At 73.8% G+C, this 21373-nt stretch carries 17 protein-coding genes; 11 read left to right on the forward strand and 6 right to left on the reverse strand.

Annotated elements, in window-relative coordinates:
- Positions 1 to 54: 54 nt before the first annotated feature.
- From M8316_RS13240 to M8316_RS13255, 4 genes are all read left to right on the forward strand, one after another.
- A complete protein-coding gene (locus M8316_RS13240) occupies positions 55 to 2421 on the forward strand; it encodes an HAD-IB family hydrolase (RefSeq protein WP_250055262.1) in 2367 nt (788 codons plus the stop codon).
- Positions 2418 to 3644 carry a zinc-dependent alcohol dehydrogenase gene (locus tag M8316_RS13245; RefSeq protein WP_250055264.1) on the forward strand — a complete coding sequence of 409 codons (1227 nt, stop codon included), beginning with the start codon at positions 2418 to 2420 and terminating at the stop codon, positions 3642 to 3644. Before M8316_RS13240 ends, M8316_RS13245 begins: the two co-directional genes overlap by 4 nt.
- A gap of 118 nt (positions 3645 to 3762) precedes the next feature.
- Positions 3763 to 5346 (forward strand): NPN-dependent hydroxyacid isomerase, LarAH14/15/16 family, encoded by a 1584-nt coding sequence (gene larAH, locus M8316_RS13250; protein WP_250055266.1) that lies wholly within the window; start codon positions 3763 to 3765, stop codon positions 5344 to 5346.
- A gap of 2 nt (positions 5347 to 5348) precedes the next feature.
- A complete protein-coding gene (locus tag M8316_RS13255; RefSeq protein WP_250055268.1) occupies positions 5349 to 6341 on the forward strand; it encodes a lysophospholipid acyltransferase family protein in 993 nt (330 codons plus the stop codon).
- A gap of 64 nt (positions 6342 to 6405) precedes the next feature.
- Here M8316_RS13255 and M8316_RS13260 read toward each other — a convergent pair whose 3' ends face one another.
- The 3 genes from M8316_RS13260 to M8316_RS13270 are packed head-to-tail and all read right to left on the reverse strand — an operon-like array spanning position 6406 to position 9001.
- On the reverse strand, positions 6406 to 7080 hold the full coding sequence (locus M8316_RS13260) for a response regulator transcription factor (protein WP_250055270.1): 675 nt from the start codon (positions 7078 to 7080) through the stop codon (positions 6406 to 6408).
- Positions 7065 to 8579, reverse strand: a complete 1515-nt coding sequence (locus M8316_RS21150; RefSeq protein WP_250055272.1) for a sensor histidine kinase — start codon at positions 8577 to 8579, stop codon at positions 7065 to 7067. The genes M8316_RS13260 and M8316_RS21150 overlap by 16 nt, the downstream gene beginning before the upstream one ends.
- A gap of 2 nt (positions 8580 to 8581) precedes the next feature.
- The gene (locus tag M8316_RS13270; protein ID WP_250055275.1) at positions 8582 to 9001 is read right to left on the reverse strand and encodes a hypothetical protein; all 420 of its coding nucleotides are present in this window, start codon (positions 8999 to 9001) and stop codon (positions 8582 to 8584) included.
- 274 nt (positions 9002 to 9275) lie between these two features.
- On the opposite strand from M8316_RS13270, the gene M8316_RS13275 reads away from it, so the two are divergent.
- Positions 9276 to 10847 (forward strand): AMP-binding protein, encoded by a 1572-nt coding sequence (locus M8316_RS13275; RefSeq protein ID WP_250055277.1) that lies wholly within the window; start codon positions 9276 to 9278, stop codon positions 10845 to 10847.
- An 83-nt stretch (positions 10848 to 10930) separates the two neighbouring features.
- On the opposite strand, the gene M8316_RS13280 is transcribed toward M8316_RS13275, so the two are convergent.
- Positions 10931 to 11245 (reverse strand): antibiotic biosynthesis monooxygenase family protein, encoded by a 315-nt coding sequence (locus M8316_RS13280; RefSeq protein ID WP_250055279.1) that lies wholly within the window; start codon positions 11243 to 11245, stop codon positions 10931 to 10933.
- A gap of 41 nt (positions 11246 to 11286) precedes the next feature.
- Here M8316_RS13280 and M8316_RS13285 point away from each other — a divergent pair, with 41 nt between their 5' ends.
- From M8316_RS13285 to M8316_RS13295, 3 genes are all read left to right on the forward strand, one after another.
- A complete protein-coding gene (locus M8316_RS13285; protein WP_250055281.1) occupies positions 11287 to 12465 on the forward strand; it encodes a Nif3-like dinuclear metal center hexameric protein in 1179 nt (392 codons plus the stop codon).
- An 80-nt stretch (positions 12466 to 12545) separates the two neighbouring features.
- The gene (locus M8316_RS13290; protein WP_250055283.1) at positions 12546 to 13250 is read left to right on the forward strand and encodes a zinc ribbon domain-containing protein; all 705 of its coding nucleotides are present in this window, start codon (positions 12546 to 12548) and stop codon (positions 13248 to 13250) included.
- Entirely contained in the window at positions 13247 to 14443 is a 1197-nt protein-coding gene (locus tag M8316_RS13295) for a bifunctional RNase H/acid phosphatase (protein ID WP_250055285.1), read from the forward strand. The genes M8316_RS13290 and M8316_RS13295 overlap by 4 nt, the downstream gene beginning before the upstream one ends.
- Before the next feature lie 11 nt (positions 14444 to 14454).
- Here the strand turns inward: M8316_RS13295 and yaaA are convergent, their stop codons facing one another.
- Positions 14455 to 15249 carry a peroxide stress protein YaaA gene (yaaA, locus tag M8316_RS13300; protein WP_250055287.1) on the reverse strand — a complete coding sequence of 265 codons (795 nt, stop codon included), beginning with the start codon at positions 15247 to 15249 and terminating at the stop codon, positions 14455 to 14457.
- 22 nt (positions 15250 to 15271) lie between these two features.
- Here yaaA and M8316_RS13305 point away from each other — a divergent pair, with 22 nt between their 5' ends.
- The 3 genes from M8316_RS13305 to M8316_RS13315 all read left to right on the forward strand — a co-directional run bounded on the left by M8316_RS13305 (position 15272) and on the right by M8316_RS13315 (position 19952).
- Entirely contained in the window at positions 15272 to 16723 is a 1452-nt protein-coding gene (locus M8316_RS13305; RefSeq protein WP_250055289.1) for an RNB domain-containing ribonuclease, read from the forward strand.
- 429 nt (positions 16724 to 17152) lie between these two features.
- Positions 17153 to 19594: an ATP-binding cassette domain-containing protein gene (locus tag M8316_RS13310; protein WP_250055291.1), complete on the forward strand. Its 2442-nt coding sequence runs from the start codon at positions 17153 to 17155 to the stop codon at positions 19592 to 19594.
- A 91-nt stretch (positions 19595 to 19685) separates the two neighbouring features.
- Positions 19686 to 19952: a hypothetical protein gene (locus M8316_RS13315; RefSeq protein WP_250055293.1), complete on the forward strand. Its 267-nt coding sequence runs from the start codon at positions 19686 to 19688 to the stop codon at positions 19950 to 19952.
- On the opposite strand, the gene M8316_RS13320 is transcribed toward M8316_RS13315, so the two are convergent.
- The gene (locus M8316_RS13320; RefSeq protein ID WP_272495203.1) at positions 19925 to 21337 is read right to left on the reverse strand and encodes a flavin monoamine oxidase family protein; all 1413 of its coding nucleotides are present in this window, start codon (positions 21335 to 21337) and stop codon (positions 19925 to 19927) included. The genes M8316_RS13315 and M8316_RS13320 overlap by 28 nt on opposite strands.
- Between the last annotated feature and the right edge of the window lie 36 nt (positions 21338 to 21373).

Here is a 21373-nt window from a genome sequence, read left to right on the forward strand (position 1 = left end):
CGGTACGGTGCGCAGGCACCGGGACCACACCCCGGTGGCACGACAGGAGGACGCATGGCGCAGGCAGAGGCGCAGGCACAGGCGCAGGCCGGCGGGGTCGCGGCGAGGTTGGCGGGTCAGCACGTGCTGCTCACCGGTGTCACCGGGTTCGTCGGCGAGGCACTGCTGCACCTCCTCCTCACCGAGGTGCCCGACGTCCGCACCACCGTGCTCGTCCGCCCCAAGGGCGCGATCACCGGTGCGCAGCGCACCGCCAAGCTGCTCGGCAAGCCGATCTTCAGGCAGGTGGTCGAGGCCGCCGGCGGGGTCGAGGCACTGATGGCGGCCAAGGTCGGCGTCCTGGACGGCGACCTGGCCGACGTCCCCGCCCTGCCCACCGGCATCGACGCGGTCGTGCACTGCGCCGGCGACGTCAGCTTCGACCCGCCCGTGCACGAGGCCTTCACCACCAACGTGGTCGGCACGCGCGACCTGCTCGCGCGGGTCGCCGAGGTCGAGACCGCCCAGGGCAGCCCCGTCCACTACGTGCACGTCTCCACCGCCTACGTGGCCGGGCGTCGCCGCGGCCACGTGCCCGAGGCGAGCGTCGAGCACGACGTGGACGTGGCGGCAGAGCTGGCCTGGGGCCTGGCCCAGAAGGGCGAGGTCGAGCACCGCTCGCGCACCAGCGACAAGCTCGCCGAGCTGAGCGAGGCCGCCGAGCGCACCCACGGTCGCGCCGGCATGCTCACCGCCTCGCGTGCGGCCGAGGAGGCCCGCAAGCAGTGGGTGAAGGACGAGCTGGTCCGGGTCGGCACCGAGCGGGCCCGCAGCCTCGGCTGGACCGACTGCTACACCTTCACCAAGGCACTGGGGGAGCGGGTCGTCGAGGCCCACGCCGCCGGCGGCCGGGTCGTCTCGATCGTCCGCCCGAGCATCATCGAGTCCGCGCTCGAGCGGCCCTACCCGGGCTGGATCGAGGGCTTCAAGATGGCCGAGCCGCTCATCCTCGCCTACGGCCGCGGCGAGCTGCCCGAGTTCCCCGCCGCGTCCGACACCACCATCGACATCGTCCCGGTCGACCACGTGGTCTCCGCGATCGTCGCGGTGCTGGCCCACCCGCCGGCCCCCGCCGAGGTGGCCTACTTCCACGTCTCCTCCGGCGACCGCAACCCGCTCACCTTCCGCGTGCTCTACGAGCAGGTGCGCGACTACTTCCAGGCCCACCCGTTCGCGGGCGGCCCGCGCGGCACCGTCGCGCTGCCGACCTGGAAGTTCCCCGGTGCGGCCAGCGTCGAGCGGCTGCTGTCCACCAGCGAGCGTGCCCTCAAGGTCGCCGACTACCTCGTCGACCGGGCACCCCGCTCGGCCCGCTCGCGGTCGATCGCGACCGGCATCGACAAGCAGAACGCGCGGGTGGAGTTCCTGCGCCGCTACCTGACGCTCTACCAGGAGTACGCGAAGGCCGACCTGCGCTACTCCGACCGCCGCACGCTGGCGCTCCAGCACTCGCTCTCCGACGCCGACCAAGCGGTGTTCAAGTTCGACACCGCGGCGGTCGAGTGGCCCGTGTACCTGGGCGACATCCACTTCCCGTCGGTGACCAAGCCGGTGCGCCGTCTCGACGAGCTGCGCCTGCGCCGCGAGAAGGGCCGCACTGCCGGAGGCTCCGAGCTGCGCACGGTCGTCGAGGGCCCCGCGGCGGGTCCGACGCCGGAGCAGGGCTCGGGGGAGTCGGACGTCGTCGCCGTCTTCGACATGGACGGCACCCTGCTGTCGTCCAACGTGGTCGAGACCTACCTGTGGATGCGCCTGGCCGAGCTGGAGGGCACCGGACGCCTCGCCGAGCTGGCCCGCACCGCGGCCCGCGTGCCGGGGCTGGTGCGTGCCGAGCGCAAGGAGCGCGGCGCCCTGCTGCGTGCGGTGTACCGCGAGTACGCCGGCGCCGACCTGGCCGAGCTGGACGCGGTCGCCGACGAGCTGCTCACCGCCCACGTGCTCTCCCGCCTGGCACCGGAGGCGGTGCGCCGCATCCGCGAGCACCGCCGGGCCGGGCACCGCACCGTGCTGGTGACCGGTGCCGTGCGCCCGCTGACCCGGCCGCTGGCGCCGCTGTTCGACCACGTCGAGGCCGTCGACCTGGTGGCCGACGAGCGCGGCCGCGCCACCGGTCACCTGGTCTCCTCGCCGCTGGTGGGGGAGTCCCGTGCGGCGTTCCTGCGCGGCTACGCCAGCGAGCACGGGCTCGACCTGTCCCGCTCGTTCGCCTACGCCGACTCCCACTCCGACATGCCGCTGCTGGCCGAGGTCGGGCACCCCGTCGCCGTCAGCCCGGACGTCGCGCTCATGCGGCACGCCCGCCGGCACCACTGGACGATCGTCGACTGGGCCAGCCCCGAGACCGGACGCCGCACCCTCGACCCCGCCGGGAGCGCCCGATGACCGTCGCCCTGGAGATGTTCCGGTCCGTGCCGCGGACCCTGGCCGGCAAGGCCATGGGCAGCCGCATGCCCGGCATCCTGTCCGGCTTCGCCGCGCCGCTGCGGGTGGCGAGCCCCGAGGCCCCCAAGGCCACCGGCAAGCCCGGCTGGGCCCGGCTGCGCACCCGGCTGTCCGGCATCTGCGGCTCCGACCTCGGGATGCTCTCGGGTCGCACGTCGCTGTACTTCTCGGCCGTCGTGTCGCTGCCGTTCACCCCCGGCCACGAGGTCGTCGCCGACCTGGTGGACGACTGCGAGGACCTGCCCGCCGGCACCCGCGTCGTCGTCGACCCGGTGCTGACCTGCGCCGCGCGTGGCGTGGAGTCCTGCGAGGCCTGTGCGGTCGGCGCGACGAACCGCTGCTCGCGGATCACGGTCGGTCACCTCTCGCCCGGCCTGCAGACCGGCTTCTGCGCCGACACCGGCGGTGGGTGGGGCCAGCAGCTGGTCGCGCACCGCAGCCAGCTGCACCCGGTGCCCGACGCGCTCACCGACGAGCAGGCCGTGCTGGTCGAGCCGATCGCGTGCGCCGTCCACACCGCCCTGCGCGCGGGCGTGCAGCCCGGTGACCGGGTGCTCGTCTCCGGCGCCGGAGCGGTCGGCCTGCTGGCCACGCTCGCCCTGCGCGAGCTGACCCCGGCCGCCGAGATCCTCGTCGTCGCCAAGCACCCGCTGCAGAAGGAGATCGCCCGGCTCGCCGGCGCGACCGACGTGGTGGCGCCGTCCGAGGTGCTGCGCCGGGTGCGCCGCTCCACCGGCGCCTTCCAGCTGCGCCCGGAGTTCTCGCGTCCCTACCTGCTGGGTGGCGTGGACGTGGCGATCGACGCCGTCGGTTCCGCGGCCTCCCTGGAGACCGCCATGGGTGCCACCCGCGCCGGCGGACGCGTGGTCGTCTCCGGGATGCCGGCTCCGGCCGACCTCTCGGCGCTGTGGTTCCGCGAGCTCGAGCTGGTCGGCACCTACGCCTCGGCCCGCACCGAGACAGCCCTGACCGGCGCGGACGGTGCCGAGAAGGGCTCCTTCGACGTGGCCGTCGACCTGGCCCGGCACGAGGCCGTCGCCGCCATGGCCGACTCCGTGGCCCGCTACCCGCTGCACCGCTGGCGCGAGGCGATCGACCACGCGCACTCCGCAGGCCGCCTCGGCACCGTGAAGGTCGCCTTCTCACCGGGCAGCCGCTCGTGAGGGACGAACGAGTGGCGTGGGCCCGGGGAGGTCGAGCAAGCGGCGCGACCGAGGCACGAGGGCGCGGCGGCGCGTCGAGACCCAGTACTACTGCACGAGAGATCAAGGTGGAGCACCCGTGAGCAGACCCGGATTCGTCCTGGAGGTCGACGACCGCACCCCGCCGCTGGTCGTCCACGAGGGCCTCGGCTTCCGCATGGAGGAGTTCCCGCTGGGGACCCGCGTCGTCTACCCGCCGGAGTCCCTCCCGGCGATCGACGACGTGGACGGCGCCATCCGCGACGCCCTGCTGAACCCCGTCGACTCCGAGCCGCTGCCCGAGCTGCTGTTCTCCGGCATGCGACTGACGATCGCCTTCGACGACCTCTCGCTGCCGCTGCCCACGATGCAGCGACCCGACGTCCGCCAGCGGGTGATCGAGGCCGTGCTGACCCTGGCCGCCGCCGCGGGCGTGGACGACGTCGAGATCATCGCCGCCAACGCGCTGCACCGCCGGATGAACGCCGCCGAGCTCGAGCACATCGTCGGCGAGCGCGTCTTCCGGTCGTTCTACCCGCAGGGCAAGCTCTACAACTTCGACGCCGAGGACCGCGACGCGCTCGCGCACCTGGGCACCACCGACGAGGGCGAGGACGTCGAGATCAGCAAGCGGGCCGCCGAGTCCGACCTGCTGGTCTACGTGAACCTCAACCTGGTGGCGATGGACGGCGGGCACAAGTCCGTCGGCGTGGGGCTGTCGTCCTACACCTCGCTCAAGCACCACCACACGGCCAAGACGATGGTCCACAGCCGGTCGTTCATGGACCACAAGGCCTCGAAGATGCACCACTCCGCGTGGCGCATGGGTCGGCTCATCAAGGACCACGTGAAGGTCTTCCAGATCGAGACGACCGTCAACAACGACGTCTTCCCCAAGCCCTTCGACTTCCTGATGAAGCGCGAGTGGGAGTGGAACCTCAAGGACCAGGCGTCGATGCTCGCGGCCCGCCGCGGCCTGGCGGTGGCCCCGCAGAAGCTGCGGCACAAGATCTTCCACGACATGCGCGCCCCCTACGGCCTGACCGGCGTCAACGCCGGCGAGGTCGAGGCCGTGCACGAGCGGACGATCGCCAAGGTGCACCAGCAGCAGCTCGTCGAGGTCGACGGCTACTCCGACGTCCTCGTGCTGGGCGTGCCCTACCTGGGCCCCTACAACGTCAACAGCTCCATGAACCCGATCCTCGCGACCTGCATGGGCCTGGGCTACTACTTCAACTCCTACCGCGGCCACCCGATGGTCAAGCGCGGGGGAGCGGTGATCCTCTACCACCCGCTCAACGAGGGCTTCAACCAGCTGCACCACCCCTCCTACGTGGACTTCTACGAGGAGGTGCTCGCCGAGACCACCGACCCGCAGGTGATCGGGGAGAAGTACGAGAAGCAGTTCGCCGAGGACCCCTGGTACCGGCACCTGTACCGCACCTCGAACGCCTACCACGGCGTCCACCCGTTCTACATGTGGTACTGGGCGGCGCACGCGATGGACCACGTCGGCGACGTCGTCTGGGTGGGCGGCGACCGCAAGGTCGCCAAGCGGCTCGGCTTCCGTGCTGCGTCCTCGCTCAACGACGCCCTCGAGATGGTCTCGGGGTCGGTGGGCACCAGCCCGTCGATCACCTACCTGCACAACCCGCCGCACATCCTCGCGGACGTGAAGGTCTGAGGATGGGCGTCGGTGAGTTCCTCTCCGGTGGCGTCAGCGACGTCCGCCGGACCGCACGCGGGTTCCGCTGGGGCCGGCGCGGCCAGGTGCCGCGCTCGGCCGAGCCGTACGTGCTGCCGCAGCACAGCACCGTCTTCGACACGGGCTGGGCGCGGCGTCCTGCCGTGATGGCGGCCCGCGAGGTCGCGCAGAAGGTGGGCCTGGAGCCGCTGTTCCGCTCCCAGGTGCACACCCGCGTCGAGGGTCTCGACGTGCTCGAGCGCCTCGACGGCCCGGTCATCTTCGTGGCCAACCACGCGAGTCACCTCGACACGCCCCTGCTGCTGCTGTCGCTGCCCGACGCCTGGCGGCGGAAGACGGCCGTCGCGGCGGCCGCGGACTACTTCTTCGACACCTGGTGGAAGGCCGTCGGCTCCTCGCTGGTGTTCAACACCTTCCCGATCGACCGGCGCGGCGGCTCCATGGCCGCCACCCCGGGCGAGGTGCTCGCGGACGGCTGGTCGCTCGTCGTCTACCCCGAGGGCACCCGGTCGCGCGACGGGTGGCTCCAGGGCTTCCGGATGGGCGCGGCGTTCCTCGCGCAGACCCACGACGTGCCCGTCGTGCCGGTGGCCCACCGCGGCACCTTCGCGGCCATGCCGCGCGGCGCCGGGTGGCCGTCGAAGACGGATGGTCGTCGACGCGAGGTCACCGTGCGCTTCGGGGAGCCCCTGCGGGCCGCCGAGGGCGAGTCGGTGCGCGAGTTCGCGCCCCGGATCAAGGACGCCGTCGCGGCGCTGCTCGACGAGGAGCGGACGTCCTGGTACGAGGCCCAGCTGCGGCGCTCGGCCGGCACCACGCCGGACCCGTCGGGCCCCGACGTGGCCGCCTGGCGGCGCGTGTGGGAGCAGACCGAGCCGGTCGCCGGTGACGCCGTCGGCCGTGGGCGGCCGACCCCGTGGGACCGCGTCCGCACCGAGGCCCGCGTCCGGGCCAAGGCGGCCCTCAAGCGCTGACGCCTGCCGGGACGTCATACGGGGCGGACGCAGTGTCCCTCAGACGTATGACGTCCTCGGCGGCTCAGAGCACGAAGCGGTAGCCCATGCCGCGGACGGTGCTGATCGCCTCGGCGCCGAGCTTCTTGCGCAGGTAGCCCACGTAGACGTCCACGACGTTGGAGCCGGGGTCGAAGTCGAAGCCCCAGACCCGGTCGAGCAGCTGCTCGCGGGAGAGCACCTGGCCGGCGTGGCTCATGAACAGCTCGGCCATGGCGAACTCCCGCGCGGAGAGGTCGACCTCGGTGCCGTCGACGCGGGCGCGGCGGGTGCGCAGGTCCAGGCTGATCCCGCCGGCCTCGAGCACGTCGCGGCCGCGCGCCTCGTCCGCGACCGCCTGGGCCTGGCGTAGCCGCAGCCGCACCCGCGCCTGGAGCTCGGCGAACCGGAACGGCTTGGAGAGGTAGTCGTCGGCGCCGCCTTCGAGGGCGGAGACGGTGTCGGTGACGGAGTCCCGGGCGGTCAGCACCACCACGGGCACGCGGCTGCCCTGCGAGCGCAGCTGCTCGAGCACCTCGAACCCGTCGATGTCGGGCAGGCCGATGTCGAGCACGACGAGGTCGGCGACGCCGGCCAGCGCGTGGTCGAGCGCCGACAGGCCGTCGCCGACGACGGTCGTCTGGTGACCGTCGGCCCGCAGCCCCTTGGCCACGAAGGACGCGATCCGCTCCTCGTCCTCGACGATCAGGATGCGGGCCACGGGACCTCCTGGGCGGTGGGAGCCGGGTGCGGCTCGACGGAGATCGCGGGCGCCGCGACCTCGAGGGTGAACAGGGCGCCCCGGTGGCGGGCGTCCGGGGGGGCGTCCGGGTGCTCCTCGTCCAGCGTGACCCGGCCGTCGTGCGCCCCGGCGATGGCCGAGACGATGGACAGGCCCAGGCCGAAGCCCTCGTGCTCGGGGGGCTGGCCCGGGGCGCGTGCGAAGCGCTCGAAGATGCGCTCCCGCTCGGCCTCCGGCACCCCGGGGCCGGTGTCGCGCACCCACAGCCGCAGCCGCCCGCCGTCGTCCGGGCGCCAGGCCGTGCCCAGGCAGATCTCGCCGCCGGGGTCGGTGTGCCGCACGGCGTTGGACGCCAGCTGGAGCACGGCCTGGGTCAGGCGCTGCTCGTCGGCCTCGACGGTCCCGACGGTCCCGACGGCCTCCAGGCGCCAGGCCCGGTCCCCGAGGCCGGTGGCCTTGGCGAGCAGGTCCTCGCTGAGCCGGGCGAGGTCGACGGGGCCGGGGCGGAGGAAGTCGGGCCGGTCGCTCTTGGCGAGGAGGATGAGGTCCCCGACCAGGCGGGACATGCGGTCCACCTCGTCCAGCAGCAACGCCCGGGTCTCCGCCACGTCGGCCGGGTCGGAGCCGTCCAGCAGCTCGAGGTGGCCACGCAGCACCGTGAGCGGCGTGCGGAGCTCGTGGCCCGCGTCGTCGAGGAACCGCCGCTGCTCGGCGAAGGCGTCCTCGAGCCGGGCCAGCATCTGGTTCACCGTGCGCGTCAGCGCGGTGACGTCGTCGTTGCCCCGCTCGGGCAGCCGGGTGGAGAGGTCCGCGGACGAGGCGACCTCCTCGGCCGTGCGGCGCAGCGACGTCAGTGGCGCGAGCAGCCTGCCCGTGAGCGCGAACGCGGCCGCCGTGACCAGCAGGAGCGCCACCAGGGAGACCAGCGTGTAGGTGCGCATCGTCTCCGCCAGACCGGAGAAGGTGACGTCGAGACGGGTCACCACGACCAGCGCCCCGGTCTGCTCGCCGCCGTCGACGGTGACGGGCTGCGCCACGAGCAGCAGGTCGCCCGCCCCGGGCAGGCTGAGTCGGCTGGTGCCGCCCGTGGCCACCACGTCGGCGACCGCCGAGACGAACGCGGGGTCGGTGACCAGCGTGTCGGCGTCCTGGCCGGAGTAGTAGCGCACGTCGCGGCCCTCGACCCATCCGACCAGCAGCTCGTCGGTGTCGGGGACGTTGCGCTCGAAGAACTCGCGCAGCAGCGCGGCCACGCCCGGGTACGGCTCGCCCGTCGAGGGGTCGACGCCGTCGGCGGCCAGGGTGGCGAACTCGCCCAGCTCCTGCTCGACGGCCTCCTGGGTGTGCTCCTCCAGCCGCTGGTTCTCGATGGCCCAGACGAGCAGGCCGGCCACCGCCAGGCTGGCCGCGACCAGCGCCGCCACGGCCGCGGTGATGCGGGTGCGGACGCTGACGGAGCGGTGGGGGAGGTGCGGCACGGTCAGTCGTCGTCGCGGTCGTCGGAGTCGTCGCGGGAGGAGTCGTCGTCCGCGCCGTCATCGTCGTCATCGTCGTCGTAGTCCGGGACGACGAGGTCGGGGTCGTCGCGGTCGTCGTCGCGGTCGTCGTCGCGGTCGTCGGAGTCGTCGTCACGACCGGAGCGGTCGTCCCTGTCGTCCCCGCCGTCGTCCCCGCCGTCGCCAGACCGGTCGTCGCGGGTGCCGCGGCCGGTGGCGTCGTCGGAGGGACCGGTGCCGGGCGAGGCGGTGTCCGAGGGTGTGGCGGTGCCGGGGGAGCGCAGCACGATCGGGGCGCGGCGCTCCTCCTCGTCCTCGCCGGAGGAGGCCCAGGCGACGGAGCCGGCGAGGCCGAGGGCGAGGAGCAGGGCCAGGCCGAGCCCGGCGGTCATCCAACGGTTCATGACGAGGACGATCCTGCCCGAGGATGACGCCTGCGTGAGCCGTTCATGAGAGCCATCTCATCCGCGTCGGGGATCGGGGACCGCGGCGCGGCCGGGCGCCGCCAGGGTCGACCGGCCCGGGACCTTCGCGGCGGAGCGTGCCGCTGAGCGTGCTCAGCCGTCCGCTCAGCGACGTCCGCCGCGTGACGCCGGGGCAGTCTCGGACGTCCGGCCTACAGTGGCGGCGGTCACATCTGCGACCGCCGCCCGAGCTCCGCCACCGCCAGGAGGGCCCATGATCGTCCCGTTCAGCGTGAACGACTTCCTCGACCGCGCACTCACCGTCTACGGCCAGCGCACCGGCGTCGTCGACGAGCCGGAGCAGCCCGCGGAGGCGCTGGGGGAGAAGGGCGCGCTCACGTACGCGCAGATGCACGCCCTGGCCCGGCGACAGGCGGCGAAGCTGGACGAGCTGGGGATCGAGGTCGGCGAGCGGGTGGCGGTCGTGAGCCACAACGCGGCGCGACTGCTGACGTCCTTCTACGGCGTCGCCGGCTTCGGCCGCGTCCTGGTGCCCGTGAACTTCCGGCTGCGCCCCGACGAGGTCCGCTACATCCTCGAGCACTCCGGCGCCCGGGTGCTCTACCTGGACCCGGAGCTCGTCGACACCTTCGGCGACATGCCGGTGGAGCACACCTTCGTGCTCGGGCAGGACGAGCACCTCTACGCGGCGGCGCCGGAGGACGGCGGGGCCGAGCCGCGGGCCTGGGAGCCCGACGAGAACGCCACCGCCTACATCAACTACACCTCGGGCACGACCGCGCGGCCCAAGGGCGTGCAGATCACCCACCGCAACGTGTGGACCAACGCCGTCACGTTCGCGATGCACGCGGGCCTGAGCGACCGGGACGTGTACCTGCACACGCTGCCGATGTTCCACGCCAACGGTTGGGGCATGCCGTTCGCGACCACGGGGCTGGGCATCCCGCAGATCGTGCTCCGCAAGGTGGACGGGGCGGAGATCCTGCGCCGCGTCGAGGAGCACGGCGTCACGTTCATGTGTGCCGCGCCCGCGGTCGCCAACGCCGTGCTCGAGGCCGCCAAGGACTGGGAGGGGCCGATCCCGGGGCGCGACAAGGTCCGCATCATCATGGCCGGCGCCCCGCCCCCGACGAAGACGGTCGTGCGCGTGGAGGAGGAGCTGGGCTGGGAGTTCATCCAGATCTACGGCCTCACCGAGACCAGCCCGCTGCTCACGTTCAACCGTGGCCGCGCCGAGTGGGACCACCTGCCGGCCGAGGAGCGCGCGGGCCTGCTCACGCGGGCGGGCGCGCCGGCCCTCGGCGTCCGCCTGGCCCTCTCGGAGCCGACCGAGCACAGCGAGGGCGGCGAGGTGCTCGCCCGTGCGAACCAGGTGCTCGAGGGCTACTGGGAGCAGCCGGAGGAGTCCGCCCGCTGCCTCGAGGGCGGCTGGTTCCACACCGGCGACGGCGGCACCATCGGCCCCGACGGCTACCTCACCATCAGCGACCGCAAGAAGGACGTGATCATCACCGGCGGCGAGAACGTGTCCTCGATCGAGGTCGAGGACGCCCTGTTCAGCCACCCGGCCGTGGCCGAGGTGGCGGTGATCGGCGTGCCCAGCGAGAAGTGGGGCGAGACGATCAAGGCGCTCGTGGTGCTCGCCCCCGGAGAGGAAGCCACGGAGGCCGACCTCATCGCGTGGTGCAAGGACCGGCTCGCCGGCTACAAGTCGCCGACCAGCATCGAGTTCCGCCCCGAGCTGGCGCGCACCGCCACCGGCAAGCTGCAGAAGTTCAAGCTGCGCGCCCCCTACTGGGAGGGGCGCACCCGCCAGGTCAACTGACCCTGCTCCGCCGACACTGCTCGACTGCCCCCGCCGCCGAGTCGGCAGCAACGTGCTGCCGACTCGGCGCGAGGACGGGTGGGTCAGGGGCGGACGTCGAGCACGACGTCGAACTCGAGGAGCTCGGCGCCGGAGGAGACCGGCTTGCGCGGGGCCTCGCCCTCGGGGGCGGCGTGCGCGGCGCGGGCGTCGCCGTCGCGCCACGCGGCGAAGGACTCCTCGTCCTCCCAGTGGGTCACCACGAAGTAGCGGGTCTCCCCGCCGGTGGGGCGCAGCAGCTGGAAGCCGAGGAACCCGGGGGAGCCGTCGACGGAGTGGGCACGGGCGGCGAACCGCTTCTCGAGCTCCTCACCGGCGCCGGGCGGGACGGAGATGGCGTTGATCTTCACGACGGGCACGCCCTGAGCGTAGGCCCGTGGCGGTGGCTAGGGTCGGGCGCATGGCGGACAGCACACCGGCCCCCACGCTCCAGCAGGTCCAGTCCCTCGTGGACGGCTGGTACCCGCCGTCCACGGCGGAGTCGTGGGACAGGGTGGGCCGTACCTGGGGCGAGGACGACCAGCCGGTCCGCCGGGTCCTGCTCGCCGTGGACCCCGCTCCGGCAGTCGCGACCGAGGCGGAGGCCTGGGACGCCGACCTGCTCCTCACCCACCACCCGCTGTTCCTCAAGGGCGTGCACGGGTTCACGCCGGCCACGCCCAAGGGGCGGACCCTGACCACGCTGGTGCGCACCGGTTGCGCGCTGCTCACCGCGCACACCAACGCCGACCTGGCCCTCGGGGGTGTCTCGGAGTCGATGGCGCTCGCGCTCGGGCTCGCCGACGTCCGCCCCCTCGTCCCGGACGAGGCACGCGGCCCGGCGCTCGACAAGCTCAGCGTCTTCGTGCCGGTGGCGGAGGCCGACGGGATGCGGGCCGCGCTGGCCGAGGCCGGCGCCGGCCGGCTGGGCGACTACGAGCAGGCCTCGTTCACGACGGCCGGGGAGGGGCGGTTCCGGCCCGTCGCCGGCGCGCACCCGACGATCGGCACGGTCGGGGTGCCGGAGGTGGTCGAGGAGGTGCGGATCGAGGTCGTGCTCCCGCGGACGCGGCGGGCGGCCGTCGTCCGGGCGATGCTCGCCGCGCACCCCTACGAGGAGCCCGCCTACGACGTGCTCGAGATGGCCGACCCCGGCCTCGTCGAGCCGACCACCGGCACCGGACGCCTCGGCGTGCTGCCCGCGCCGATGACCCTGGCCGCGTTCACCCGGCACGTGGCCGCGAGCCTGCCCGGCACCACCGCCGGGGTGCGCGCCGGTGGGGACCCCGACCGCCTGGTGCGGTCGGTGGCGCTGTGCGGCGGCGCGGGCGACTTCCTGCTGGACACCGTGCGCGGGCTGGCCGCGCGGGGCGAGGCCGACGTGTACGTCACCTCGGACCTGCGCCACCACCCCGCCTCGGAGCTGCTGGAGCACGGCGCGCCGGCCCTCGTCGACGTCCCGCACTGGGCTGCGGAGTGGACCTGGCTGCCCGTGCTGGCCGATCGGCTGACCGCGACGCTGCCCATGCTGCCCGGGGGCGATACCGTGGAGGTCCGCGTCAGCACGACGTGCACGGACCCCTGGTCGCTGCGGGCCTGAACAGCAGGCACGCGCCCGGGTAGAGGAACAAGGAGACGACGCTGAAAGCCGACCCCGCCGCCCAGCTCCAGCTGCTGGAGGTGCAGGACCTCGACTCCCGCGCCGACCGCATCACCCACCAGCGGCGCACGCTGCCGGAGATCGCGCAGGTCGCCGAGCTGGAGAAGGAGCGCTCCGGCCTGGTCGACCAGGTGCGTGACGCCCAGATCCTGGTCGACGACCTGACCGTCGAGCAGAAGAAGGTCGACGCCGACGTGGAGGCCGTGAAGACGCGTCGCACCCGCGACCGCGACCGGATGGACTCCGGCGCCATCTCCAACCCCAAGGACCTCGAGCGGATGAGCGCGGAGCTGGTCTCCCTCGAGCGTCGCATCGGGACCCTGGAGGACGAGGAGCTCGAGGTCATGGAGCGGCTGGAGGCCGCGACCGCGATGCTCCAGCAGCTCTCCGACCAGGTCGCGGTCATCGAGGAGAAGCGCGACGAGCTCGAGAGCACCCGCGCGGCCAAGGACGCCGGCCTGGCCACCGAGCTCGCCGAGGTCCAGGGCGCCCGCGGGCCGGCGGCCGAGGGCCTGCCCGAGCCGCTGGTGAAGCTCTACGACCGGCTCCGTGCCGCCAAGGGCGGGGTCGCGGCGGCACCGCTGGTGCAGCGCCGCTGCACCGGCTGCCAGCTGGCGCTCGACCCGGGCGTGCTCGCCGAGTTCCGCGCCGCCACCACCGACGAGGTGCTGCGCTGCGAGGAGTGCGACCGGATCATCGTGCGCACGGCCGAATCCGGGCTGTGAGCCGGCCCCGGTCGACCACGGTCGTCGTCGAGGCCGACGGCGGCTCCCGCGGCAACCCCGGCCCGGCCGCCTACGGCGCCCTGGTGCGCGACGCCGCCTCCGGCGAGGTGCTCGCCGAGGACGGCACCACGATCGGTCGCGCCACGAACAACGTGGCCGAGTACTCCGGCCTGGTCGCCGGGCTGCGGCTGGCCGCCGAGGTGGCCCCGGGCGCCGCGATCGAGGTGCGGATGGACTCCAAGCTCGTCGTGGAGCAGATGAAGGGTGCCTGGAAGGTCAAGCACCCGGCGATGAGGCCGCTGCACGCGGAGGCGTCCGCGCTCGCCCCGGCCGGCACCACCTACACGTGGGTGCCGCGCGCCGAGAACGCCCACGCCGACCGCCTCGCCAACGAGGCCCTGGACGGCATTCGCGACGGGGTCTCCTACGCCCCCGAGGTGGAGAACGCCCCCACCGCGGCTGCGACCGAGCAGAAGCCCGCGCCCGCGCGCGGCTGGGCCGCGTCGGGCGGGCCCGCCACCACCCTGGTGCTGGTGCGGCACGGCGTCACCGTGCACACCGCCTCGAAGAAGTTCTCCGGGGGCCTGGGCGGCGACAACCCGCCGCTGTCGGCCGAGGGCCTGGCGCAGGTGCGGGCGACCGCCGACTGGCTGGCGCCGCTGGCCGAGACCGTCGGCGCCCTGGTCACCTCGCCGGTGCGGCGCACCGTCGAGACGGCGGCCGTGCTGGGCGACCGCCTGGGACGTGCCGCCGCGCCCGAGCCGGGCTTCGCCGAGATGGAGTTCGGTGACTGGGAGGGGCTGACCTTCCCCGAGGTGATGGAGCGCGACCCCGAGCACCTGATGAGCTGGATCGCCGACCCCCAGGTCTCGCCTCCGGGCGGGGAGTCGTTCGGGTCGGTGCGCGACCGGGTGCACGCAGGGCTGCGGCGAGTGGTCGAGGAGCACGCCGGGTCGACCGTGGTGGTGGCCTCGCACGTGACGCCGATCAAGACCCTGACGGCGGCGGCGCTCGGCGTCGACATCGCCGTCGTCCACCGGATGGAGCTGGCCCCGGCGTCCGTCACCGTCGTCTCCTTCTACCCCGACGACCGGGTCACCGACGGTCCGCTGCCGGGGCACCGCGGGTCCATGCGGCTGTTCAACGCCCGACCCCCGGGGGACGGCGGCAGCTTCGACGCCTCCCGTTGGTGAGGTGAAGCTCGTCAGAGCTCGGTGACGACCACGTCGAGCCGGGTGCCCTGGGCGCCCGGCTCGCCGACCTCCACGGCCCACCCCAGGTCGCGGAGCGCCTCGGCCAGCCGGGCCGGGGTGGTCGGGTCCGCGCCGTCCTCGAGCAGTGCCCGCACGATGCGGCCCTTCGTGGCCTTGTTGAAGTGGCTGACCACCTTCCGCTTGCCGCCCTGCTCGTGCAGCACCCGCACGGTCGCCACCCGGGTGCGCGGGTCCACGTCGCCGGCGTCCTTGCCGGGGCGCCAGAAGCCGGCGTAGACGCTGGAGCGCAGGTCGACCACCAGGCCGCGACCGACCTGCGCCGCGACGGCCTCGCCCAGCACGGGCCGCCAGGCCGACGCCACGGGCCCGAGGCCAGGCAGGCTCGTCTGGCCGGAGAGCCGGTAGGCGGGCACCCGGTCGCCGGGGCGGACCAGCCCGAACACGCTCGAGACCACCGCCAGCCGCGAGGACGCCCGCCGCTTGGCGGCCGCGCTGAGCCCGCCGGCGTCCAGGTGGTCGTAGAGGACGCCGGTGTAGATCGCGTCCGCGCGCCCGGTCGGCGCCTCGCGCAACCGGGCGTTGGCCGTCACCAGGTCGAGCTGGGTGGAGCCGACCTCCAGCACGGAGGCGGCGTGCTCGGCGTGCCCGGAGCAGAGCGTGACCAGGGTGTCGAGCACGCGCTCGCGGGTCGGGTTGAGCGCGGGGTGGGAGAGCGAGTCGAGGGCCAGCGGGGCGCCGCGTCGGGGAGCGGTCTTGCCCTCGCTGGGGGGCAGCAGGATCAGCATGGTGCTGGTTATCGTGCCTGGTATGAGCTCCCACCCCGTGGTCAGGGTCCGTGCCTACGACGAGGGGGTGTCGGCGCGCACGCTGGCGGCGGGGGTCCGTGAGGTGCAGGTCGAGCTCGGGGTCGACCCGGAGTTCCCCGCCGCGGTGCTGGCCGCGGCGCGCGCCGCGGCGGCGGCCCCGCGCATGCCCGAGGTCGACCGCACCGACCTGCCGCTGATCACCATCGACCCCGGGGGCTCGCGCGACCTCGACCAGGCGATGCACCTGGAACGGACGGAGGACGGCGGGTTCCTCGTCCACTACGCGATCGCGGACGTGGCGGCCTTCGTCACCGCCGGCGACCCGCTGGACGAGGAGGCGCACCGCCGCGGCCAGACCCTGTACGGCGCCGAGGCCACGGTGCCGCTGTACCCGCCGGTGCTCAGCGAGGGCGCTGCGTCGCTGCTGCCGGGGGAGGAGCGTCCGGCGCTGCTGTGGACGATCCGGATGACCGCGGACGGCGAGCGCGTCGACGCCGACCTCGAGCGGGTCCGGGTGCGGTCGCGCCAGCAGCTGTCCTACGAGGAGGCCCAGGCCCTGGTGGACGCCGGCGCCGGACCGTCCACGCTGGCGGTGCTGGCCGACCTCGGGCCCTTGCGGCTGGCGCGCGAGGCCGCCCGCGGTGGGATCAGCCTGCCCGTGCCGGAGCAGGAGGTGGACGTGGTGGGGGACCGGTGGCGGCTCGAGCACCGCACCCGCCTGCCGGTGGAGGAGTGGAACGCGCAGGTCTCCCTGCTGACCGGCTTCGCGGCCGCCGCGATGATGCTCTACGGCGAGGTGGGGATGCTGCGGACCCTGCCGGCGCGCGACCCGGGCGAGGAGCAGCGGCTGCACCGCGGTGCCCGTGCGCTGGGCCTGGACTGGCCCGCCGAGATGCTCTTCGCCGACTTCGTGCGGACGCTCGACCCGGACGAGCCGCGGCACGTGGCGATGCTGCTGGACGTGACCCGGGTGCTGCGGGGTGCCGGGTACGTGACGTTCGACGGTGACGTGCCGCCCTACGCCCGGCACGCCGGTCTGGCCACCGAGTACGCCCACGTCACGGCGCCGCTGCGGCGCCTGGGCGACCGGTACGCGCTGGAGGTGTGCCTGGCGCTCTGCTCGGGCGGGGACGTGCCGACCTGGGTGCGCACGGCGCTGCCCGGTCTGCCGGCCACGCTGGCGGCCTCCGGGCGGCGCGCGGTCGCCTACGAGCGGGCGGTGCTCGACCTCGTCGAGGCCGGGGTGCTGGCCGGCGCCGTGGGCGAGCAGTTCGACGCCTTCGTGGTGGACCGCGACGACGACGACCACACGCGCGGGCAGGTCGTGATCAGCAGCCCGGCGGTCGAGGCCCCGCTGGTGGCCGACCGGGAGCTGCCCCTGGGTGGGCAGGTCAGGCTCCGCCTCGAGGAGGTCGACGTCGCCGAGCGGCGGGTGCGGTTCTCGCTGGTGTGAGGTGCCCGGCTCACCGGGGGCGCACAGTTTCTTTACCTTTGCCGTTTGCTGGTGGGTCTCCGTGGGTACACACCCGGTGACCGGGTCGCTCGCGCACCCCCCTCGCGGGCGGCCCGGCCACATGCTCCTCGAGCCGTCCGCAGAACGAGCGAGGACCCCGCCCGAGTGGGATGGACGGGGCCCTCGGTGCGTCATCGGTGACCACTGAGGGAAATCACCGCCGCACTCGACAGGCGGCGAGCCTCCCCCCGGAGTTCGCCGCGTCGACGCCGCCACTCTAGGGGGCGCCGCGCGCGGAAAGCGAGACCCGGTACGGGGTTGATTGCCTGCTCGCGCCAGTCTTTGCCCGGGGCCGCTCGCCGCCGTCCGGTCACGGCTCCCGGCAGCCCGCGGGCCGTGCAAGGTCTGTGTCGGGACGGTGCGGTAGACATGGCTGTCCGTCCCTCGCCCGGCAGGAGGCAGCCCGTGCCCGACCCCTCTTCCGACACCGCGCCCGGGTCGGCGCATCCTGCCGACTCCCACGACACCATCCGGGTCGTCGGGGCCCGCGAGAACAACCTGCGCGACGTCGCGGTGGAGCTGCCCAAGCGACGGCTCACGGTGTTCACCGGAGTCTCCGGCTCGGGCAAGTCCTCGCTCGTCTTCGCCACCATCGCTGCCGAGTCGCAGCGGATGATCAACGAGACCTACTCCTCGTTCGTGCAGGGCTTCATGCCGTCCATGGCACGCCCCGACGTGGACGTGCTCGAGGGCCTGACCACCGCGATCATCGTGGACCAGGAGCGGCTGGGCGCCGACCCCCGGTCGACGGTGGGGACCGCGACGGACGCCAACGCGCTCCTGCGCATCCTGTTCTCCCGGCTCGGGGACCCCCACGTGGGCCCGCCTCAGGCCTACTCCTTCAACGTCGCCTCGGTCTCGGGGGCCGGCGCGGTGACGACCACCAAGGCGGGCCGCGAGGTCAAGGAACGCCGCGCCTTCTCGGTGACCGGCGGCCAGTGCCCCCGGTGCGAGGGACGCGGCAGCGTCTCCGACTTCGACCTGACCGCCCTGTACGACGAGAACCTCTCCATCAACGACGGCGCGCTCACCATCCCCGGGTACTCGATGGAGGGTTGGCAGGGCCGCATCCTGCGCGGCTGCGGCTACTTCGACTGCGACACCCCGATCAAGGACTTCACGAAGAAGCAGCTCGACGACCTGCTGCACCGCGAGGCCACCAAGCTGAAGATCGACGGCATCAACCTGACGTACGCGGGCCTGCTGCCGACGATCCGCAAGTCGATGCTCGCCAAGGACCGGGAGGCGATGCAGCCGCACATCCGTGCGTTCGTCGACCGCGCGATCGCCTTCACCACCTGCCCCGAGTGCGAGGGCACGCGGCTCACCGAGGCGGCCCGGGCCTCGAAGGTCGCCGGTCTCTCCATCGCCGAGGCGTGCGCCATGCAGATCACCGACCTCGCCGGCTGGGTCGCCGACCTGCGCGCCTCGGGCGAGGCGGCCGGGGCGGCCCCTCTGCTGGGGTCGCTGGCGCACCTCCTGGACAGCTTCGTGGCGATCGGCCTGGGCTATCTCTCCCTGGACCGGCCCTCGGGCACGCTGTCCGGCGGCGAGGCGCAGCGGACCAGGATGATCCGGCACCTGGGCAGCGCGCTCACCGACGTCACCTACGTCTTCGACGAGCCCAGCACGGGCCTGCACCCGCACGACATCGACCGGATGAACGACCTGCTGCAGCGGCTGCGCGACCTCGGCAACACCGTGCTCGTCGTCGAGCACAAGCCCGAGGTGATCGCCATCGCCGACCACGTCGTCGACCTCGGCCCGGGTGCGGGCTCGGCAGGTGGCGAGATCGTGTTCGAGGGCACGGCGGACGCGCTGCGCGACGCCGACACCCTCACGGGTCGCCACCTCGACGACCGCGCCTCGCTGAAGAGCACGGTGCGCACGCCGTCGTCCTGGCTCGAGGTGCGGGGCGCGAGCGCGAACAACCTGCGCGAGGTGGACGTGGACGTGCCGCTCGGCGTGCTCTGCGTGGTGACCGGCGTGGCGGGCTCGGGCAAGTCCTCGCTGATCCACGGCTCCGTGGCCAAGGCGCCCGGTCAGGACGTCGTCGTGGTCGACCAGTCGGCGATCAAGGGGTCGCGGCGCTCCAACCCCGCCACGTACACGGGCCTGCTGGAGCCGATCCGCAAGGCGTTCGCGAAGGCCAACGGCGTGAAGCCGGCCCTGTTCAGCGCCAACTCCGAGGGCGCCTGCCCCACCTGCAACGGTGCCGGGGTGATCGACAACGGGCTGCCGCTCGCGCAGGCCTCCTCGGTCACGTGCGAGACCTGCGATGGGCGCCGGTTCTCCGAGGACGTGCTGCAGTACACCCTCGGCGGCCGCACCATCGTGGACGTGCTGGCCATGCCCGTGGCGGAGGCCGCGGACTTCTTCTCGGCGGGCGAGGGCAAGGTGCCCGCCGCCGCCAAGATCCTGGCGCGCCTCGTGGACGTCGGCCTGCCCTACCTGACCCTGGGCCAGCCGCTGTCGACGCTGTCCGGCGGTGAGCGCCAGCGGGTGAAGCTGGCCGTGCAGATGGCGGACGACGGCGGCGTCTACGTCCTGGACGAGCCGACGGCCGGGCTGCACCTGGCGGACGTCGAGACCCTGCTGGGCCTGCTGGACCGGCTGGTGGACGCGGGCAAGTCCGTCGTCGTCATCGAGCACCACCAGGCGGTGATGGCGCACGCGGACTGGGTGATCGACCTGGGGCCCGGGGCCGGGCACGACGGCGGCCAGGTCGTCTTCACCGGCACCCCGGCGGACCTCGTCGCCGACGCCTCGACGCTGACCGGACGGCACCTGGCGGCCTACGTGGGGGCCTGAGCAGGGCCGCTGGGGTTCCGCTGGGGTTCCGCTGCGTCAGGTGCTGCTGTACGGTCGCTGACCTCGTCAACCACTCGGGAGGTGGACGCCGGTGACCAGCCGTGGCTGGGGTGCGCTGCTGCACGCCCGTCGGGAGCGCCGACGTCGTCGGGAGGCGGCGCTGGCCGCCCTGCAGGAGGACTACCTGACCGGACTGGAGGAGGGCGACCCGCACGTGCTGGAGTCGGCGCGCACCTACGGCGACGGCGACCACCGGAGCTGGGACGCGGAGGTCCGTGGCGCGCGCCTGATCCTGGTCGCCTGGGGCCTCCTCGCCCTCGCCGCGCTGGTCTACCTGCTGGTCGGGCTGCTGGTCTGAGCGGCGGTCAGGGCCACGGCCGGGCGCTGGAGCAGCCGCTTGGCCTCCCGCAGCCCGCTGATCATCGCGCCGTCGGCGTAACCGGCCCGCTCGGACTGGGTGGACTCGCCCGCGAAGCAGACCCGACCCACCGGCTCGCCGAGGCGGTCGAAGTCGCTGTCGTCCTGGCCAGGGTGGACGTGCCCGTAGGCGCCGCGGGCGTACGGGTCGTCGGCCCAGGTGGTGCTGGCGACGTCGGTGGGCTCGGCCGGCAGGTCGCCGCCCAGGAGCGCCGCCAGCTGGGCGGTGGCGAAGCCGCGGGGATCGGCTTGCATCGAGGCCACCGCACTGTCGGCCACGAGGAACATGAGGGTGGGGGAGAGCCCGAAGTCCCACGTCCAGGTGGCGGCCTCGCGGCGGTCGTCGGGATAGATCACCGAGTGCATGAGACCGGCGTCGACGTCGCGCCAGAAGGGCTCCGCGAAGGCGAGCACGACCTTCTCCATCGTGCCGAAGCCGGTGCGGTCGACCACGGCCTGCCGGTGGGCGGGCAGGGGCGGGGTGAACGCGATCGAACCGGCCTTGAGCACGCCGAGCGGCACGGTGACGACCACGTGGGTGCCGGACTCCGCCCACGCCTGGCCCTCGGTCGTGGTGCCCTCGACGCGGACGCCTTCCGGCGAGGTGACCACGCGGTCCACGGGCCGCCCCAGGTGCAGGACGCCTGCGTCGATCAGCGGCTGGGCCAGCGGAGCGAGCACCGCCCGGTAGCCGCCCACGGGCACGTGGTCGACGACGTCGCCCACGAACATCCCGCCGGTCAGCGCCCACCGGGCGGAGATGGCGGACAGCGGCCCCGCCCCGTCCTGCTCGACCATGGCGGCCATGAGCTGGCGGAGCCTGTCGCGCTCGGGGCTCGGGGCGTGGGTGGCCGCGAGGTGGGCGTCGATCGCCGCGGCGGCCGACACGTCGGGCTCGTCGGCGGCGATCGCGGCGCGGACCTCCGCCTCCAGCGGCTCGAACACGGCGTAGCCGGTGCCCTCCAGCTCGGCGGGGGTCAGGGTGCGGCCCTCTCCGAGGTCGGCGCCGGTGAAGCGCGTGCCGGTGGGGTCCACGATGCTCGGGACGCCGGCCAGCGCCAGCCAGTCGGTGAGCGGGTTGTCCTCGGGGTGGTGCACCCACGAGCCGCCCAGGTCGGCCGGGTGCCCGTCCACGTCGACGGTCCGCAGTCGGCCGCCGACCCTGTCGCGTGCCTCGACGAGGACGACGTCGACGCCGGCGGTCAGGAGGGCGTTGGCGCACGTGAGCCCGGCGATGCCGGCGCCGATGACGACGACCCGTCCCACGTCGCCGGCCACGGCCTCGGGGACGCTGTCGGTGCCGTCGTCGAACATCTGGGTGGGCATGGACGAAGATTGCCACGCCCGCCGTCCACGTTTCTC

Source organism: Nocardioides bruguierae (assembly GCF_023554635.1).
GTDB lineage: Bacteria > Actinomycetota > Actinomycetes > Propionibacteriales > Nocardioidaceae > Nocardioides > Nocardioides bruguierae.